The sequence below is a fragment of the Aminobacter sp. Piv2-1 genome, assembly GCF_037625995.1.
Taxonomy (GTDB): domain Bacteria; phylum Pseudomonadota; class Alphaproteobacteria; order Rhizobiales; family Rhizobiaceae; genus Aminobacter.
Genome location: NZ_JARKMU010000006.1, coordinates 20,901 through 38,669, shown reverse-complemented (window position 1 = coordinate 38,669; position 17,769 = coordinate 20,901). Strand labels below are relative to the sequence as shown.

The 17,769-nt window shown below is 66.7% G+C and carries 15 protein-coding genes; 12 read left to right on the top strand and 3 right to left on the bottom strand.

Features of this window, described 5'->3' with window-relative positions; translation table 11 throughout:
- Window positions 1-138: 138 nt before the first annotated feature.
- The 9 genes from AmiPiv_RS12405 to AmiPiv_RS12365 all read left to right on the top strand — a co-directional run bounded on the left by AmiPiv_RS12405 (window position 139) and on the right by AmiPiv_RS12365 (window position 10,710).
- Window positions 139-1,998, top strand: a complete 1,860-nt coding sequence (locus AmiPiv_RS12405) for an ABC transporter permease (protein WP_340037777.1) — start codon at window positions 139-141, stop codon at window positions 1,996-1,998.
- Between the two features lies 1 nt (window position 1,999).
- Window positions 2,000-3,130, top strand: coding sequence for an ABC transporter ATP-binding protein (locus AmiPiv_RS12400; RefSeq protein ID WP_340037776.1), 1,131 nt, complete (start codon window positions 2,000-2,002; stop codon window positions 3,128-3,130).
- Window positions 3,131-3,216: 86 nt separating this feature from the next.
- Entirely contained in the window at window positions 3,217-4,350 is a 1,134-nt protein-coding gene (locus AmiPiv_RS12395; protein WP_445206954.1) for an ABC transporter substrate-binding protein, read from the top strand.
- 68 nt (window positions 4,351-4,418) lie between these two features.
- Window positions 4,419-5,561: an ABC transporter substrate-binding protein gene (locus AmiPiv_RS12390; protein ID WP_340037775.1), complete on the top strand. Its 1,143-nt coding sequence runs from the start codon at window positions 4,419-4,421 to the stop codon at window positions 5,559-5,561.
- Window positions 5,562-5,645: 84 nt separating this feature from the next.
- On the top strand, window positions 5,646-6,452 hold the full coding sequence (locus AmiPiv_RS12385) for an HAD family hydrolase (protein WP_340037774.1): 807 nt from the start codon (window positions 5,646-5,648) through the stop codon (window positions 6,450-6,452).
- The gene (locus AmiPiv_RS12380; RefSeq protein ID WP_340037773.1) at window positions 6,449-7,327 is read left to right on the top strand and encodes an inositol monophosphatase family protein; all 879 of its coding nucleotides are present in this window, start codon (window positions 6,449-6,451) and stop codon (window positions 7,325-7,327) included. Before AmiPiv_RS12385 ends, AmiPiv_RS12380 begins: the two co-directional genes overlap by 4 nt.
- A 133-nt stretch (window positions 7,328-7,460) precedes the next feature.
- A complete protein-coding gene (locus AmiPiv_RS12375; protein WP_445206953.1) occupies window positions 7,461-8,294 on the top strand; it encodes an inositol monophosphatase family protein in 834 nt (277 codons plus the stop codon).
- A 25-nt stretch (window positions 8,295-8,319) separates the two neighbouring features.
- On the top strand, window positions 8,320-8,955 hold the full coding sequence (locus AmiPiv_RS12370) for a dual specificity protein phosphatase family protein (protein WP_340038098.1): 636 nt from the start codon (window positions 8,320-8,322) through the stop codon (window positions 8,953-8,955).
- Between the two features lie 30 nt (window positions 8,956-8,985).
- Window positions 8,986-10,710 (top strand): metallophosphoesterase family protein, encoded by a 1,725-nt coding sequence (locus tag AmiPiv_RS12365; RefSeq protein ID WP_340037772.1) that lies wholly within the window; start codon window positions 8,986-8,988, stop codon window positions 10,708-10,710.
- Here AmiPiv_RS12365 and AmiPiv_RS12360 read toward each other — a convergent pair.
- Window positions 10,668-11,684 (bottom strand): LacI family DNA-binding transcriptional regulator, encoded by a 1,017-nt coding sequence (locus tag AmiPiv_RS12360; RefSeq protein WP_340037771.1) that lies wholly within the window; start codon window positions 11,682-11,684, stop codon window positions 10,668-10,670. The genes AmiPiv_RS12365 and AmiPiv_RS12360 overlap by 43 nt on opposite strands.
- Window positions 11,685-11,830: 146 nt before the next feature.
- The gene (locus AmiPiv_RS12355; RefSeq protein WP_340037770.1) at window positions 11,831-12,310 is read right to left on the bottom strand and encodes an NUDIX hydrolase; all 480 of its coding nucleotides are present in this window, start codon (window positions 12,308-12,310) and stop codon (window positions 11,831-11,833) included.
- 196 nt (window positions 12,311-12,506) lie between these two features.
- Here AmiPiv_RS12355 and AmiPiv_RS12350 point away from each other — a divergent pair, with 196 nt between their 5' ends.
- The 3 genes from AmiPiv_RS12350 (at window position 12,507) to AmiPiv_RS12340 (ending at window position 17,076) form a co-directional block, all read left to right on the top strand.
- Window positions 12,507-13,532, top strand: a complete 1,026-nt coding sequence (locus AmiPiv_RS12350; RefSeq protein WP_340037769.1) for an ABC transporter substrate-binding protein — start codon at window positions 12,507-12,509, stop codon at window positions 13,530-13,532.
- Between the two features lie 3 nt (window positions 13,533-13,535).
- Window positions 13,536-15,791: an ABC transporter permease gene (locus tag AmiPiv_RS12345; RefSeq protein ID WP_340037768.1), complete on the top strand. Its 2,256-nt coding sequence runs from the start codon at window positions 13,536-13,538 to the stop codon at window positions 15,789-15,791.
- Window positions 15,792-15,999: 208 nt separating this feature from the next.
- A complete protein-coding gene (locus tag AmiPiv_RS12340) occupies window positions 16,000-17,076 on the top strand; it encodes an ABC transporter ATP-binding protein (protein WP_340037767.1) in 1,077 nt (358 codons plus the stop codon).
- Between the two features lie 253 nt (window positions 17,077-17,329).
- Here AmiPiv_RS12340 and AmiPiv_RS12335 read toward each other — a convergent pair whose 3' ends face one another.
- On the bottom strand, window positions 17,330-17,767 hold the full coding sequence (locus tag AmiPiv_RS12335; protein ID WP_340037766.1) for a YqaA family protein: 438 nt from the start codon (window positions 17,765-17,767) through the stop codon (window positions 17,330-17,332).
- Window positions 17,768-17,769 lie beyond the last annotated feature (2 nt).

Genomic DNA, 17,769 nt, shown 5'->3' with positions numbered 1-17,769 from the left:
CGGGGGCGATCTGAAGCCCGAGCGCACGAGAGGAGGGGACCATGTACGTGCCATCACGGGAAGGGCTTGCCGCCTGTCGGGCTGCCGGCCGCATTGCGACCAAACGCGGCTCCGTCCGCCCGTCGCGAGGCTAGGCCGGTGGCGAGCACTTCCGAGACATCGGCCCCGGCCACTGTAAGCGCCCGCCGCCGGTCGATTGCCGCGCCAAGCCGGACGCAGCGCCTCCGCTACAGGCTCAAGGTGGCTCTGCGCGAACCGACGACGACCATCGGCTTCCTGGCGGCGGCCCTGTTCGCCTATCTGATCGTCGTCCCGATCATCTCGATGCTGTCGGACGCGGCCCGCGTCCAGTTCGGCGACGAGCGCCGCATCAAGCAGGATGTCGGCGAGCTGACCTGGTACTACCTCGAGCGCGTGTTCGCCTCGCGCGTCTCCTACGACCTGTTCTGGGGGCCGCTGGTCAACACGCTCAGCGTCTCGGCGGGGGCGATCGCGCTGTCCATGCTGGTCGGCGGCACGCTCGCCTGGCTGCTCAGCCGCACCGACATGTTCGGCCGCCGCTGGTTCGCCACCGCGCTGATCGTGCCCTACATGCTGCCGGCCTGGACCTTCGCACTGGCCTGGACGACGCTGTTCAAGAACCGCACCGTCGGCGGCCAGCCCGGCTGGCTGGAATCGCTCGGCTTCGCGCCGCCGGACTGGCTGGCCTATGGCCAGGTGCCGGTGACCACCATCCTGGCGCTGCACTATTCGCCCTTCGTCATCCTGCTCTTCGGCAATGCGCTGCGCCGGTTCGACTCGCAGCTCGAGGATTCCGCCCGCATCCTGGGTGCCGGCCGGCTGACGGTCGCGACCAAGATCATCATGCCACTGATGCGTCCGTCGCTGATGTCGGCGATGGTGCTGATCTTCGCCAAGAGCCTCGGCGAGTTCGGCGTTCCCTATGTGCTCGGCCTGCCGGTCAATTTCGACGTGCTGGCGACCTCGCTCTACCAGAACATCGCCTCGCGCCAGGTCGGCGTGGGCGCCGTGCTCGCCGGCTCGATCATGCTGATCGGTATCATCACCATCACCATCGACGCACGGCTGATGAAGGAGGCGCGCCGCTTCGTCACCATCGGCTCGAAGGGATCGATGAACCGGCTGAGCCCGCTCGGCATCATGCGCCTGCCCGCGACGGGCTTTGCCGCCCTGATGTTCCTGTTGAGCGTCGGGCTGCCGCTGATGACGCTGATGCTGTCGACGGTGATGCGGGTACCGGCCAAGTTCACCTTCGACAATTTCACGCTCGACTACTGGATCGGCACCGACCTCAACACCGTGGCGCTGCAGACCGGCATCCTGCTCAGCCCCGATTTGTGGAACGCTGCCTGGAACAGCCTGCGCATCGTCGGCATGGCCTCCCTCGTCTCAGGCCTGCTCGGACTGCTGGTGGGCTATGTGGTGGCGCGCACGCCGGTGAGGCCGCTCGGCACCTTCCTGCGGCAGGTGACGTTCCTGCCCTATCTGGTGCCCGGCATCGCGTTTGCGGCAGCCTACCTGTCGCTGTTTGCCGTGCCGCGCGGGCCGATCCCGGCGCTCTACGGCACCACCCTGATCCTGATGCTGGCGCTGATCGCCGACCAGATGCCCTATGCCTCGCGTGCCGGCATCGCCGCCATGATGCAGCTCGGCAAGGAGCCGGAGGAGGCAGCCCAGATCGCCGGCGCCGGCTGGTTCCGCCGCATGACCTCGATCGTCATCCCGATCCAGAAGGGATCGCTGACCACCGGTGTGCTGCTGCCCTTCATCTCCGGCATCAAGGGGCTCAGCCTGTTCGTGGTGCTGGCGGTGCCGTCGACCGACGTGCTGACCACCTATTCGCTCAGGCTGGTCGACTACAACTACACGCAGGCCGCCAACGCCGTCGTGCTGATCATCGCCGGCCTCGCCTATTTCGGCGCGCTGCTCGGCCAGAAGCTGACCAAGACCAATCTCGCCCAAGGACTGGGGAACTGACATGCCGAAGATCAACCTGAACGGCGTCGAGAAGAACTACGGGGCGAACGCCGCCAATGCGGTGGCCGACCTCGACCTCGAGATCGGCGACGGCGAGTTCATGTGCCTGCTCGGGCCGTCGGGCTGCGGCAAGACCACGACGCTGCGGATGATCGCGGGGCTGGAGCACCTGACGGCCGGCGAGATCAGGATCGGGGCGCGGGTGGTCGATTCGGTGACCGAGGGCGTGTTCGTGCCGCCGGAGAAGCGCGAGATGGGGCTGGTGTTCCAGAGCTACGCGCTGTGGCCGCACCTCACCATCGAGCGCAACACCGATTTCGGCCTGCGCCTGCGCAAGATGCCGAAGGCCGAGCGCGAGCAGCGCGTCGACCAGGTGATGAAGACGCTCGGCATCGAGAAGTACCGCGACCGCTATCCCTCGCAGCTCTCGGGCGGCCAGCAGCAGCGCGTGGCGCTGGCCCGCATGCTGGCGGTCAATCCGGAGGTGCTTCTGCTCGACGAGCCGCTGTCCAACCTCGACGCCGCACTCCGGCTCGAGATGCGCGCCGAACTCAAGCGCCTGCACCGCGAGTTCAAGACGACGATCGTGTTCGTCACCCACGACCAGTGGGAGGCGATGACGCTCGCCACCACCATCGCGGTGATGAGCGAGGGTCAGCTGCAGCAGGTCGGCACGCCCAACGACATCTACGACCGGCCGTCCAACCGCTTCGTCGCTCAGTTCGTCGGCAATCCGCCGATCAACATCGTCGAGCTCGGCAACGGCACGTCCGAGGTGTCGCGCCTTGCCGGCAGGTTCTTCGGCGAGCGCTACGGCGAGTTGCGCGACGCCGGTTCGGTGGGCATCCGCCCCGAGGCGATCCGGCTCGCGGCCGAAGCGGGGGAGGTGCCGGATGGCGCTTTCTCCGGCCCCGCCGAGGTGACCGGCATCCTGCCGACCGGCGGCAGCTGGATCATCGAGCTGACCGCCGCCGGCGAAAAGCTGTTCTTGACCACGCACCAGTCGCCCGAGGTCGAGGTGGGCGAGGCGACGACCTTCTGGGTGAAGCCGAAGGCGCTGCATGTGTTCGACGCGGCGGGCAATCGCTCGGATGCCGCCGATCGGCTGCTCAGGCCGGCGAAGGTTCATTGAGGAGGACGCGCGCGGGCAGCTGCGCGCAAGACAAAGGCAGACGGGAAACCAGGGCAGCGAATGCTGCCCGCCACAGGGAGGAAAGCATGACTGGATCGTTGGACAAGAAGACGAGAAGGCTGATGGCGGCGTCCGCGCTGGCCGTCGCGGGCTTGTTCGCGACGGCGGCAGCCGCGCAGGAGAAGTTCGACCTCAACGCGCTGATCGAGGCGGCAAAGAAGGAGCCGCCGATCAACGTCTATTCGAGCACCGGCAAGATCGTGAAGCAGGCCGAGGCCTTCACCAAGAAGTACGGCATCCAGGCGACCGGCACCAAGGCGAACGCCGCGGCCCAGCTCGAAATGGTGATCCGCGAGGGCCAGGCCAAGAACGTGCAGGGCGACGTGATCCAGATCAGCGACGTGCCGGCGGGCGTGGCGCAGCTGGTGCCGCAGGGCTTCGTCGAGAGCTGGCTGCCGCCGGATCTCGCCGACAAGATCCCGGCCAAGTACCAGAACCCGCTCACCGTCTCCAACGAGGCCAACGTCTTCGCCTACAACACCCAGCTCAACGAGAGCTGCCCGGTGAAGAACATCTGGGAGCTGACGGAGGCCAAGTGGAAGGGCAAGGTCGCCATGCAGGACCCGCTCAACAAGGCGTCCTATGTCGACTGGTTCAACCAGATGGCGACCAATGCCGACGACAAGGTGGCCGCCGCCTACAAGGAGCACTACGGCAAGGATCTCGTGACCGACGAGGAAGGCGCCACCGCCGCCTGGGTCAAGGCGCTGGCGGCCAACGGCCCGCTGCTCACCGACGCCGACGAGGCGGCCGCGCAGGCGGTCGGCGCGCCCGACCAGAAGGAGCAGTTCGTCGGCCTGATCAGCTCGGCCAAGTTCCGCAACAACAAGGACGTCGGCTCAAAGCTCGGGCTCTGCACGGGGCTCAAGCCCTTTGCGGGCTGGATGTATCCGAGCCTCGGCTTCATCGCCAAGGGCACCGACAGCCCGAACGCGGCGAAGCTGTTCATCCACTATCTGATGACCGAGGAAGGCATCGCCCCGCAGGCGGCGGACGGCAAGATGTCGACCAACACCGATGCCAAGCTGCCGGACGACGAGCCGTCGGGCATCGGCAAGGCGCTCGATCAGATCTTCGCCTACGATTCGGCGACGGCCCAGGACGACTGGGACGCGCGCCAGGATTGGCAGGACCTCTGGCGCGTCAACTACAAGAAATAGTGCTTGCCATTGCCGCGCCCGGCAGTTCCGCCGGGCGCGTTTCAGCCGGATTTTTACGGGAGGGAACGATGAAACCGGCGTTTGGAACGAGCAGGAACAGTGCATTAGCGGCCACCGCGCTGGCCGGCATCATGGCCGCGCTGGCGATGTCGACGTCGCCTGCGCGGACCCAGGCCTTCGACCTCGACGCGCTGGTGGCGGCGGCGAAGAAGGAAGCGCCGATCAATGTCTACGACAGCACTGGCAAGATCGTCGAGATGGCCGAGAACTTCACCAAGAAGTACGGCGTGCAGGCGACCGGCATCAAGGTTTCGGCCAGCGCCCAGCTCGAGATGATCGTGCGCGAGGGGCAGGCCAAGAACGTCAAGGGCGACGTGGTGCTGATCACCGACGCGCCGGCGGGCCTGGCGCAGCTTCTGCCGCAGAAATTCGTCGAGAGCTGGCTGCCGCCGGACATGGCCGGCAAGATCCCGGCGAAGTTCCAGGACCCGCTGGCGGTCACCACCAATGCGGCCATCTGGGCCTACAACACGGAAGTCTACGATTCCTGCCCGGTGAAGAACCTGTGGGAGCTGACCGAGCCGAAATGGAAGGGCAAGGTCGCCTTCTACGACCCGCTGTCGAAGGGCACCTATCCCGACTGGTTCAACCAGACCGCGACGCATGACGACGCCAAGATGAAGGAAGCCTACAAGGCGAATTTCGGCAAGGACATCGACGTCGGCGAAGGCAGCGCGATGGCAGCCTGGGTGAAGGCCTTTGCCGGCAATTCGCCGCTGCTTGCGGACGCCGACGACGCGATCTCGGAAGCCGTGGGTGCGCCCGGCCAGAAGGAGCCGTTCTTCGGGCTGATGAGCTCGGCCAAGTTCCGCGACAACGCCGACAAGGGCTACAAGCTCGGCCTGTGCGAGAACATGCTGCCGTGGCCGGGCTGGACCTACGTCAAGCTCGGGCTGATCGCCACCGGCACCAAGAGCCCGAACGCGGCGAAGCTGTTCATCCGCTACATCCTGACCGAGGAGGGCATCGCGCCGCAGGTCAAGGACGGCAAGCTGCCGACCAACCCCGACATCGGCCTGCCGGCGGATGAGCCGTCGGGCATCGCCAAGGTGCTGGACAGGCTGCAGCAGTACGACGCCGCGACGGCACTGGAAGATTGGGACGCGCGCCAGGATTGGCAGGACCTCTGGCGCGTTTCCTACAAGAAATAGCTTTCCCGGTGGGCTAGGGACGGGGCCTTCTCTCCTTCGGCTCCGTCCCGCTTTTTTCCTCCGGACTGACATGGAGACCTTCGCATGACCGCAACCCCGGCACGCAAACTCGCGGCGCCCAAGGCACTGCTGCTCGATTTCGGCGGCGTGGTGGTGGCGACGACGCCCGTGCCTGGCTGGCAGGTACGGCTTGCGGCCCATGTGCGTGCATTGCTCGATCAGGCAGGCGTGGCCGCGCCCGAGCTTGCGGTCGAGCAGATCGCAGACGACATCAAGGCGGGCGGCATTGCCGACTCGCACTGGAAGGATGCGATGTCGCGGCCATATTCTCCGCGCGAACTGCGCCACGAGGAGTTCTGGGGCGACTTCGTCGCCGGCGACTGGCCGAAGCCGGCGCGGGACTGCGTCGTGGCCGAGGCCTACGACCTCTGCCACAAGATGGGCAGCTGGAAGAGCAGGCGCGTGCTTCGCAACGGCACGCTCGAGCTGCTCGACGCGGCCGATGCGGCCGGCGTTCCGGTCGGCATCGTCAGCAACGCGCTGTGCGGCAAGGTGCATATCGACTTCCTCGACGCCCACGGCCTGGCCGGGCGTTTCGCTGTCGTCATCCACAGCGACGAGGTGAAGGTGCGCAAGCCGAACCCCGAGATGATCTGGCTCGCGACGCGAGCGCTCGGCATCGAGGCATCCGAAGCCTGGTATGTCGGCGACAATTTCGACCGCGACGTGCTGTGCGGCCACCGTGCGGGCGTCGGCGGCAACGTCCTGATGGAAGACAAGGGAACCTACGACTTGCCCTATGAGCTCAAGCTCGAGCCGGATGCCGTCGTGGCCGACCCGGTGGGTCTGCTCGCCCTGTTTGCCCAGGCGATGCGCGGGATCGCGGCATGACCGGCGTCGCCGAATCGAGGCAGTTGCGCGAGGTCGCCGAGCAGGCGGCGAAGCTGGTGCGGGTGCCGCTCCTGGACGCGTTCCGCTCGAACATCGCCGTCGGCTACAAGGTCGACCTGCACGACGTGGTGACCATGCACGACAAGGAGTCGGAGGTCGCGATCCGCGCCTTCATCTTAGACCGGGTGCCGGACTCGGCAGTGCTCGGCGAGGAGGACGGGGCCAGCGGCGCGGGCCGCGTGCACTGGTATGTCGATCCCATCGACGGCACGGCCAACTTCGCCCGCGGGCTTGCCTTCTGGTGCGTGTCGGTGGGAGCGGTGATCGACGGCGAGGTCGTCGCCGGCGCGGTCTATGATCCGGTCGCCGAGCTGATGTTCTCGGCCGATCTTTCCGGCGCCTGGCTGAACGGCGCGCCGCTCAGGTCGCGCTCGGTAGCCGACGAAAGGCATGCGACGCTGATCACCGGCTATCCGGTGGCGCGCGACCTCAGGCTCGACGGGCGCGAGCGGGCGCTGGCGCATTTCGGCAAGCTGGTCGAGACATTCTCGGCGCTCAGGCGACCCGGCAGTGCCGCGCTCAGCATCTGCCATGTCGCTGCCGGCTGGGTGGACGCCGCCGCCGGCTTCGGCGTCAACGCCTGGGACGTGGCGGCCGCGATCCTCATCCTGCGTCAGGCGCAGGGCGCCTACCGGCCCCTGACCCTCGGCAAGGTGGGGACGGAGGCGCGCGACTTCATGTGCCCGGGCTATGTGGCTCTCGGTGCGGGGGCGGACTATCCGACCCTGATGCGCGTGGCGTACGATATCTCCGACAGGCGGGACGCCGCAGCGGCTGGGCGGCCGAAGCTGTCGGTCGCCGGAGGCAAGCCGTGAGGGTGCGGCACGGCTGTGCATCACCCAGCGTTGGCTTCGCCCTTTCGCGGAGACTTCGAAGCCGGAAAAGATTATTCAATCCTTGGCGTTGACGAATTTGCACGCGTGTGCAATCTGATCGCAGGAATTACCGATGAGCATTGACATGACCGTTCACGCCAGCGCCCCGAAGCCAGCCATCGCAGCCGAACTCGACCGGCGCGCCGCCTTCTGCCGCGAGATCGCCCGTTCGGCCGGGGCGGTGGCCCTCGACGGCTTCAGGAACCGGCTTCCCGGCTTCGGCATGAAGGGGCCGCAGGATTTTCTCACCGAAACCGATGCCGCGGTCGAAAGGCACCTCAAGGCGCGCATCGCCGAGGCGTTTCCCGAGGACGGTTTCCTCGGCGAGGAGACGGGCGGGGCGCTCAAGTCCGACATCTGGGTGGTCGATCCGATCGACGGCACGGCCAATTTCGCCCGCGACATCCCGCATTTCTGTATCGCCATAGCCTTCGTCAGCAATGGCGAGACCGAACTCGGCGCTATCTACAATCCCGCCCTCGACGAGTTCTATTTCGTCCGGCGGGGCCAGGGCGCGACCCGCAACGGCAAGCCGATCGCCGTGGCCAGGACGACGGATTTCAACGCTGCCTGCGTCGAATTCGGCTGGTCGAACCGCATGTCCAACGCACGCTACCTCGAAGTGCTGTTGAACATTCTCGGCCGGGGCGCGAATGTGCGCCGCGGCGCTTCGGGCGCGCTGGGCCTCGCCTATGTCGCCGACGGTCGCTCCGACGCCTATGCCGAACTGCACATGAACCCCTGGGATTGCCTCGCGGGCCTGCTGATGGTGAAGGAGGCCGGCGGCGTGGTCGGGCCGTATCTCGCGATCGATGGCCTTGCAAACGGGGGCGCGGTGCTGGCGGCGGCGCCCGGCGTCGCGGCCGGCATGAGCGAAGCGACCGGCATTGCGCTGGAAACGCGCTGACGCCTGAACGGGGACGACCATGGACATGACCAGCCCTCGCCACGAGCGGCCGGCGCTCAGCCTGATCGAGCGCGACATCGCCGGCTACGGCGTCGACATCTATGTCGGCGGCATGGAAGGGGCGGGCGACCTGGCGGCTCTCGCGCAAAGGAACATCACCACGGTGGTGAATTGCGCGGTTAATCTCGACTTCAACTATGCCACCGAGCGGTTCGACGAGGGCGAGGGGGCTGACGCCATCTACGGCGTCGGCGCGGTGCGCTACTACAAGCTCGGCCTGATCGACGGGCACGGCAATCCCGAGACCATGATGCTGTCGGGCTTCTACCTCTTGCGCGGGGCGTTCAGCCAGGAACTGCCGGACAAGCGCACCTATCGCCGGCGCGAGAAGGGCAACGTGCTGGTCAATTGCCGCGGTGGCCGCAGCCGTTCGGTGACGCTGGTGGCGCTGTTCCTGCATGTCGAGATGCCGGAGAAGTTCCCGACGCTCGACGATGCGCTCGACCATGTGCGCACCCAGCGGGAGCTGCGTTGCGACGAGTGGTTCGAGGCGCCAAAGCCGATGCTGATCGAGGCCGCCCGCAAGGCGCGCCGGTGGATCGCGATGATCGACAAGGGGTTGCCGCCGGCGCCGGTGCCAGCGATGGCCGCAAACGACTGACGGCCCGGCCGTCGCGCAAGCGAGAATGACATGAAGATTGCCGTCATCGCCGACCCGCATTTCCATGACATCGACAACCGCCAGGGCGTCGGGCGAGGCGACCGGGTGGCGGTGCGCACGCTGGCCGACACCAACGCCTCGACACGCGTGTTCAACGAAAGCTTCCATGCCGCCCGCGCGTTGCTCGACGACATCGTCCGGCGCGGCATTTCGCTGGTGGTGGTCGCGGGCGACCTCACCGACGACGGGCAGGCGTCGACCATGGCGGCGGCGACGGCACTCTTGGCCGACTATTCGCGCCGCTTCGGCCTGCGCTTCGTGGCGACGCCCGGCAATCACGACCTCTACGCCATCCACGGCCGGCACCAGAGCAAGCGCTTCCTCAACGCCGACGGCTCGCACACGCTGGTGACCAGCGACCCGGACATGGAGCAGGGCGGCTCTGCCGAGCGCATTGTTTCGAACGAGATGTATTGCGGCGGCTACGGCACGGCGATCCCGGCGATGGGGACGTACGGCTTCTTCCGCAGCGAGGGCGACCTGCACTGGGAGTGCCCGTTCGGGCATGACGACGCCCTCGAGGCGCGGACCTTCGAGATCGCCTCGGCCGACGGACGGACCGCGAGGCGGATGGTCGACGCCTCCTTCCTGGTCGAACCGGTGGAGGGTCTGTGGCTGCTCTCCATCGACGCCAATGTGTTCGAGCCGAAGAACGGTGATCTCGATCCGGCGGGAGAGAAGAGCTACCACGACAGCACCGATGCCGGCTGGAACTCGATGCCGCGCAACAAGGGTTTCGTGCTCGACTGGATGAAGGACGTTGCCGCGCGCGCCGAGGCTCAGGGCAAGCAGCTGATCACGTTCTCGCACTACCCCATCATCGATCCACTCAACGGCACATGGGCAGACGAGGCGCGGTTGCTCAACGACACCAGCTTCCTGCGCCGCACGCCGCGGCCGGAGGTGTCGAAGGCCGCGGCCGAAACCGGCATCAGGGTGCATTTCAGCGGCCATCTGCACATCAACGACACGGCCGTCTTCCGCGACGGCGACGACTGGCTGGTCAACATCGCGGTGCCGTCGATGGTGGGCTTTCCGCCCGCCTACAAGATCGTCGAGATCGGCGACGAGCGGCTGGACGTCGAGACGGTGGTCGTCGCCGACGTGCCGGGCCATGACGCGGCCTTCCCTCTCTATCGCGTCGAGGCGGCGCGCGAGGCAACGTCCGCCGCGGTGACTTCGGCGGCAAACCACGCCGACTTCCTGAGCCGGCACCTCGCCGAGATGGTGCGGCACCGCTACCTGCCCAAGGAATGGCCTGGGGACCTCGCCGCGCTCGTGCCGCAGCTCAGCCTCGGCGACCTCGAGCGGCTTGCGGGGGAGGCGGCGCCGCTGACGGTGGGCGACGCCCGGCGAATGCTGGCCTCGGTCGGGGAGGGCACTGCCGGCTGGCGCGGCCTGCCGTTCTTCGAAATGGTGGTCGACTGGTACAGGCTGCGCAAGGGCCGCGAAGTGGGGCTCGACTTCATCGCGCCCGAACGCCTCGCCGCCTATCGGCATCTCGCCGCGCGTTTCGCCGCCGGCGCGTGGCCGGCCGGCTGCCTGCAGGACAGGCTGGCTTCGTTCATGCGGATGCTGGTCGACTGGCTGGCGAGCGCGCCGTCACGCGACTTCTCGGTCGATCTTTCGACCGGCGAGGTGACCGCGAAGGGTCACTTGGGGCGCACGGTGCGGCGCCAGACCGGGTCGGCGTGAAAGCAGACCCTGCCGCCGCCGCGGGCGGCATCGTCGCCGTCGAGCAGCCTGGTGATGTGATCGGCGACCTGGTCGATCGGCTGGCGGAAGGTGGTCAGCTGGTATGACGCCCAGCCGGCCTGCTCGATGTCGTCGAAGCCGACGACGCAGAGTTCCGCCGGCACGTTCATGCCGAACTCGACCCGTGCCGCGTCCATGAAGCCGCAGGCGAGCAGGTCCGTGACGCAGAAGGCCGCCTCCGGCCTGTCGGAGCCGCTGAGCAGCAGCCGTCCCGCCTCGAAGCCGGCGCCGTAGCCGGTAGGACCGGCCCGCGTGATGCTGACCGAAAGGCCGGCCTCTCCCGCAGCCGTCTCGAAGGCGCGTTCACGCGCAACCAGGCTCGGCGTTCCCGCCTGCGACGACACTACGGCGATGCGGCGGCAGCCGGCCCGATGCAGCATGTGGAAGGCTTCGCGGGCGGCGGCGGCATTGTCGACGGTGATGTTCTCGGGGCCGTCGAGATGGTCGTCGCGGTTGATCAGGATGACGTGCTGGCCGCTGTTGATGCAGGTGTTGATGAGCGATGCCGGCGGCGTGCCGGAAAGCACCACCGTGGCATTGGCGCGGTAGTTGAGCGTCTGGCGCAGCGCCGCCTCGACGCTGGCGCTGTCGCCCGAGGTGTTGATGACCATGGCGACGCGGTTGATCCCCTGCAGGCGCCGGGTGATGGCGTCGAGCAGGCGCGAATGATAGGGCGTGTTGATGTCGGCGCCGATGAGGCAGACGATGCCGCTGTCCTCGTGGATCAGGCTGCGGGCGAGATGGTTGACGTGGTAGCCGAGCTTGTCGGCGGCCTCCAGAACCCGCTTGCGGGTCGATTCCGAAACACTGGCGCCGTCGGTGAAGGTGCGGGACACGGCCGAGCGCGACACGCCGGCAAGCTCGGCGACCTGCTGTGCGCTGACGAAGGACCTGCCCGGCTTCAGTTCGGACATCGTTGGCTCCAGTTTGGACCGGTCGGCGAACCGTTCACCGGCATTGCACAAATGTGCAACGCCTGCACCGTGATACATTCGGACAGGCTCATCTGCAATGCCGCGATGACGATCTTGCAGGCTGGCGATGCAAGGGCGATCGACGGCTAGGCCGCGGCGTCGACCTGTGGGACGATGTCGGCCGGCGTGAGGTTGCGGATCAGCGTCGACAGCTCCGGCTCGTCGATCAGCATCGCCGCGTCCGCCGGGGTGAGCCAGGCGCGCTGGCGGGCGCCGGCCTCCTGCCAGGCGTCGAGTTCCTCGCCGACCTCGATCAGGTAGGCCGTGACCTCGACATGGACGAAGCTGGTCGAGAGACGTTTCCAGTAGCCATAGCTGCCGGCCGGCCTTTTCAAGGCCTTGCCCAGCACGCCGGCCTCTTCGCGGGCCTCGATCAGGGCAGCCTGGCGAGCGCTCTTGCCTTTCATCGGCCAGCCCTTCGGCACGATGAAGCGGCGCGTGCCGCGCGACGTGACAAGCATGACCTCGAGCTCGCCGTGCCCGTTCAGCCGAAACGGAATGGCAGCGACCTGGACGATGCGCTCGCCATTCGTCGCCTTGCGGAGGGTCTTCTTGTCCTTAGGCATTTTCGCCCGACTGTCCTCTCTTCGTCCTTGCGGCCGGCCGCTGCTGCATTCTGTAGCACTACGGTCGGCCCCGGTTCATCACAGCGAAGATAGTGCGATGAACACGATTGCAAAATGCGTAAAAACCACTCACTCTGCAACAGGCTAAAACGGCGAAAGATCGTTAGACGGCGAAAAATATGGAGGGAACCAAAACATGAAGACTGCCTTCTTGTGTTCGGCGGCGCTTGCCGCGGTGCTTTCGGCCGGCGCCGGGCCGGCTGCGGCCAAGAGCCTGACGCTCTATTGCAGCGCCGACGAGGCCTGGTGCCAGCAGATCAAGACCGGCTTCGAGGAGAAGACCGGAATCACCGTCGACATGACCCGCAAGAGTTCGGGCGAGACCTACGCCCAGGTGCGCGCCGAGGCGGGCAACCCGAAGGGCGACGTGTGGTGGGGCGGCACCGGCGACCCGCATCTCCAGGCGGCCCAGGAAGGCCTGACCGAGGAATATGTCTCGCCGATGCGCGGCGAACTGCACGACTGGGCGATCAAGCAGGCGGAAGCCGCCGGCAACAAGACCATCGGCGTCTATTCGGGCGCGCTCGGCTTCGGCTATAACAAGGACCTGCTCGCCAAGAACGGCCTGCCCGAGCCGAAGTGCTGGGCCGATCTCGTGAAGCCCGAATACAAGGGCCAGATCCAGATCGCCAATCCGAACTCGTCGGGCACCGCCTATACGACGCTCGCCACGATGGTGCAGCTGATGGGCGAGGACAAGGGCTTCGACTACATGAAGGCCCTGCACAAGAACATCAACCAGTACACCAAGTCGGGCTCGGCGCCGATCAAGGCGGCCGGCCTAGGCGAGACGACCATCGGCATCGTGTTCATGCATGACGCGGTGGCGCAGACCGCGGCGGGCTTCCCGATCGTGACGGTGGCGCCGTGCGAGGGCACCGGCTACGAGATCGGCTCGATGTCGCTGATCAAGGGGGCGCGCAACCCCGACGAGGCCAAGCAGTTCTACGACTGGGCGCTGTCGGCCGAGATGCAGAGCAAGGCCAAGGAGGCCAAGTCGTTCCAGCTGCCGTCGAACAAGTCGGCGACGGTGTCGGAACTGACGCCGGACCTGTCGACGATCAAGCTGATCGACTACGACTTCAAGAAGTACGGCTCGAGCGAGGAGCGCAAGCGGCTGCTTGCCAAATGGGACCAGGAGGTCTCCTCGCTGCCGCAGTAATCGATGCGCTCCCGCGACTTCAGCGGCGGCCTGCATCCGACCGTCATCCTGTGGATGGCGGTCGGATGGCTCGGCCTGGCCGTGCTCCCCTGGTATGGCGTCGAAGACGGGTTCTTTGGCTTTTCCTGGCTGTTCGAGGGCTATCCGCTCGACAGCGCGTTCGCGCCCGCGCTGATCCTCAACCTGAAGGGCGAGAAGCTCTGGCTGGCGCCGCTCGGTGTCCTGCTCGCGGCACCGTTGCTCTTGTGGGGGCGGCAAAAATCCGACCCGCTGTTCGGCAAGCTGCTCGTCGGCATCGGCGCAGCAGGATTTGCCTGGCTTCTGTTCCAGGGATTCGCCATCGGCCTGCGCGGCTGGCAGTTCGGCTGGCTGGAAGCGCTGTTCGGCGAACTCGGCGACCGCCAGTTCGGCATGGGCTACGGCGCGCTCTTGGTCGGCCTCGCCTTCCTTTTCCTGTTCTCGCTGGGGCTTGCGGCGCGCGGCGCGGTCGGCGGCGACGTCTTCGTGGTCTCGACCATCGCCTTCGTGGTGGCGTCGGTGGCGCTGTTCATCTTCATGCCGATCCTTGAGATGCTGGCCAATGCGCTGCTGACGGCCGACGGCACCTATTCGTTCACGACCTTCCTCGGCAAGCTGTTCAGCGCCCGGCTGTGGGGGCTCGACTGCCTCGCCGGCGGCAGCCGCTGCGGCGTCGCCTGGAACTCGCTCTTGCTCGCCGTGCTGGTTGGCGTGCTGACGACCGTGCTGGGGCTGGTCTTCGCCCTGGTGATGACGCGCACCGGCTTCCGCCATGGCAAGCTGCTCAGGGCGCTGACGGTGCTGCCGATCATCACGCCGCCTTTCGTCATCGGCCTCGCCATCATCCTGCTCTTCGGCCTGTCGGGCGCTGCGACGCAGACGTTTTCGGAGCTGTTCGGCGTGCAGCCGACACGCTGGGTCTATGGCCTGCCCGGCCTGCTCATCGCCCAGTTGCTCGCCTTCACGCCTATCGCCTTCCTGGTGCTGATCGGCGTGGTCGAGGGGGTGAGCCCGTCGATGGAGGAGGCGGCGCAGACGCTGCGCGCCAACCGCTGGCAGACCTTCTGGACCGTGTCCTTGCCGCTGATGCGGCCGGGCCTCGCCAACGCCTTCCTGCTCGGCTTCATCGAGAGCATGGCCGACTTCGGCAACCCGCTGGTGCTGGGCGGCAATTTCGACGTGCTGTCGACGGAAATCTTCTTCGCTATCGTCGGCGCCCAGAACGACGAGGCGCAGGCGGCGATCCTGGCGCTGGTGCTGCTCGCCTTCACGCTCTTTGCCTTCTATCTCCAGCGCTTCTGGCTCGGCAGGAAGTCCTACACGACCATGTCGGGCAAGGGCGACGCGGGCGTGCACCCGCAGCTGCCGCTCGGCCTCAAGCGCGCCGTCTTCGGCGTTGCCGGCTTCTGGGTCGCGTTCACCATCGTCGTCTACGCCACCATCTTCTATGGCAGCTTCGTCAAGCTCTGGGGCGTCGACTACAGCCTGACCCTCGACCATTACGGCAAAGCCTTCGCCATCGGCTGGAACGAGTTCGGCATCCACTGGAAGGGGTCGGCCTGGAGCTCGTTCTGGACGACGCTGCAGATCGCCCTGGTCTCGTCGCCGTTGACGGCGGCAATCGGGCTTTTGACCGCCTATCTTCTGGTGCGGCAGAACTTTGCTGGCAAGAATGCCTTCGAGTTCGGTACCATGCTGTCCTTCGCCATCCCCGGCACGGTCATCGGCGTGAGCTACGTGATTGCCTTCAACGTGCCGCCGATCGAGCTGACGGGCACCGGCATCATCCTGGTGCTGTCCTTCATCTTCCGCAACATGCCGGTGGGCGTGCGCGCCGGCGTGGCATCGATGTCGCAGATCGACAAGAGCCTCGACGAGTCGTCGCTGACCTTGGGCGCCAATTCCTGGCAGACCTTCCGCAAGGTGGTGCTGCCCTTGCTCAGGCCGGCGATCGTCGCGGCGCTGGTCTATTCCTTCGTGCGCGCCATGACGGCGATCAGCGCCATCATCTTCCTGGTCAGCGCCCGCTATGACATGTCCACGAGCTATATCGTCGGCCGCGTCGAGAACAACGAATACGGCGTCGCCATCGCCTACTCGGCGGTGCTGATCGGGGTCATGCTGGCCGTCGTCGGGCTGATGCAGCTGATCGTCGGGCGGCGCAACATCGGCCGGCGCGGGCAGGAGCTGTCGCAGTCGCGCACCAATGTGAGCCAGCCGGCCCTATCTGGAGGCGGCTGATGAGCTGGTTGCTGGCAGCGTCAGGGACTTTACCCCCACCCCTGACCCCTCCCCACAAGGGGGAGGGGAGGCCGGCAAGCGTTGCTGTCCGGCACTGCCACTGGCGGCGGCAGATATCGATTGTCGCGGCCAAGTTCCCCTCCCCCTTGTGCGGAGGGGTTAGGGGTGGAGGTACTGCCGGAGGCAGACAGACATCGAGGAGGCGCTGATGGCCGAGATCAAGAGCAACGCCGCTTCGGTGGAGTTCCGGGGGGTCACCAAGGTCTACGGCAGGAGCCCGGTGCCGGCGGTCAACGACGTCTCGTTGTCGGTCGAGGCGGGCAAGCTGGTGACGCTGCTCGGTCCGTCGGGCTGCGGCAAGACGACGACGCTCAGGATGATCGCCGGGCTGGAGATGGCGACGCGTGGAAAAATCCTGATCGGCGGGGCCGACGTCACGCATCTGCCGGCGACGGATCGCGACGTCTCGATGGTGTTCCAGTCCTACGCGCTGTTCCCGCACATGACGGTCAACGAGAACGTCGAGTACGGGCTGACATTCTCCGGCTTCGCCAAGAAGGAAATTGGCGAGCGGGCGCGTGCCGGGCTCGAGCTGGTCGGCCTCGGCGGCTACGGCAACCGGCTGCCGAGCGAACTCTCCGGTGGCCAGCAGCAGCGCGTGGCGGTGGCGCGCGCGCTGGTGCTCGAACCGCAGGTGCTGCTGTTCGACGAGCCGCTGTCCAATCTCGACGCCAAGCTCAGGCGGCGGGTGCGCGAGGAGATCCGCGACATCCAGACCAAGCTCGGGCTGACCGTCGTCTATGTCACCCACGACCAGGAGGAGGCGCTCGCCGTCTCCGACCGCATCATCGTCATGAACAATGCGGTGATTGCCCAGGATGGCACACCGCGCGAGCTCTATGACGCGCCGGCGGACGCCTTCGTCGCCGACTTCATCGGCGAGGCCAACATCTTCGACTGCGAGATCGCGTCGGTGGCGGACGGTGTGGCGCAGGTGCGGTTGGGCGGACTGGAAACCAGGCTCGACGCGCGCGGCATGGCACCGGGGCCGGCCAAGCTCGCTGTGCGGCCGAACCGCGTCGAGATCCATCCCGCGGGGAGCCCGCGCACATTGCCGGGGCGGCTCGACAAGGTGACCTATGTCGGCTCCGACCTGGAATTCATGGTCGGCACCGATTTCGGCGAGGTCTTTGCGGTTTCTCCCGACGTCGACGCGCCGTTCCGCCCAGGGCAGGAGGTCGGCGTCGGCTTTGCCGCGCGCGGGCCGGTGCTGATCAGGGGTTAGGACTTTCCACACACGTCGGTCTTTTCTGGACCCTCGCGGCGGCGGTTTGGTCACGGCATGGATCCTCGGGTCTGCGCAGATCGCTTCGCTCCTGCTCCACCTGGATGACGAATTCCGTCTGACGTCGTCGCCCATCTTCGACGTTTGCGACCAGCGGCAAACATTCGTGCTTCGTCATCCTCGGGCTTGACCCGAGGATCCATGCCGTGACCAAGCCGTTTCTGCCAGTGGCAAGCCGGTCCAAACGAAAGGGTCAGATAAAGCTCTGGGCGGCCGCTGCGACGGCGAGGTATCGCGTCAGCTTGGACGTGCCGACGAGCGCCAGGAAACTCCACAACGGCTCCTTCAGCATGCCGGCGACCAGCGTGAGGGGGTCGCCGATGATCGGAACCCAGGCGAGCAGCAGCGACCAACGGCCATAGCGCCCGTACCAGCGCTCGGCGCGCTCCAGCGCCGCCGGGCCGGCGGGGAACCAACGCCTATCCTTGAAGTGCTCGACCTGCCGGCCGAGCAGCCAGTTGATCCAGGAGCCGAGCACGTTGCCGAAGGTGGCGACGGCGATCAAAAGGCCGAGCGAGAACTGGTCCTTGATGATGAGCCCCGCCAGCAGCGCTTCGGACTGCGCGGGAAGCAGCGTCGCGGCCAGGAAGGCCGCGACGAAGAGGCCGCCATAGGCGGCGAGACTGGTCATGC

Bases quoted from the DNA above. Each gene is read 5' to 3' on its own strand.
- AmiPiv_RS12335 (WP_340037766.1), bottom strand. From the start codon at position 17,767: ATGACCAGTCTCGCCGCCTATGGCGGCCTCTTCGTCGCGGCCTTCCTG.
- AmiPiv_RS12340 (WP_340037767.1), top strand. From the start codon at position 16,000: ATGGCCGAGATCAAGAGCAACGCCGCTTCGGTGGAGTTCCGGGGGGTC.
- AmiPiv_RS12390 (WP_340037775.1), top strand. From the start codon at position 4,419: ATGAAACCGGCGTTTGGAACGAGCAGGAACAGTGCATTAGCGGCCACC.
- AmiPiv_RS12365 (WP_340037772.1), top strand. From the start codon at position 8,986: ATGAAGATTGCCGTCATCGCCGACCCGCATTTCCATGACATCGACAAC.
- AmiPiv_RS12385 (WP_340037774.1), top strand. From the start codon at position 5,646: ATGACCGCAACCCCGGCACGCAAACTCGCGGCGCCCAAGGCACTGCTG.
- AmiPiv_RS12395 (WP_445206954.1), top strand. From the start codon at position 3,217: ATGACTGGATCGTTGGACAAGAAGACGAGAAGGCTGATGGCGGCGTCC.
- AmiPiv_RS12355 (WP_340037770.1), bottom strand. From the start codon at position 12,310: ATGCCTAAGGACAAGAAGACCCTCCGCAAGGCGACGAATGGCGAGCGC.
- AmiPiv_RS12345 (WP_340037768.1), top strand. From the start codon at position 13,536: ATGCGCTCCCGCGACTTCAGCGGCGGCCTGCATCCGACCGTCATCCTG.
- AmiPiv_RS12360 (WP_340037771.1), bottom strand. From the start codon at position 11,684: ATGTCCGAACTGAAGCCGGGCAGGTCCTTCGTCAGCGCACAGCAGGTC.
- AmiPiv_RS12350 (WP_340037769.1), top strand. From the start codon at position 12,507: ATGAAGACTGCCTTCTTGTGTTCGGCGGCGCTTGCCGCGGTGCTTTCG.
- AmiPiv_RS12380 (WP_340037773.1), top strand. From the start codon at position 6,449: ATGACCGGCGTCGCCGAATCGAGGCAGTTGCGCGAGGTCGCCGAGCAG.
- AmiPiv_RS12400 (WP_340037776.1), top strand. From the start codon at position 2,000: ATGCCGAAGATCAACCTGAACGGCGTCGAGAAGAACTACGGGGCGAAC.
- AmiPiv_RS12370 (WP_340038098.1), top strand. From the start codon at position 8,320: ATGACCAGCCCTCGCCACGAGCGGCCGGCGCTCAGCCTGATCGAGCGC.
- AmiPiv_RS12375 (WP_445206953.1), top strand. From the start codon at position 7,461: ATGAGCATTGACATGACCGTTCACGCCAGCGCCCCGAAGCCAGCCATC.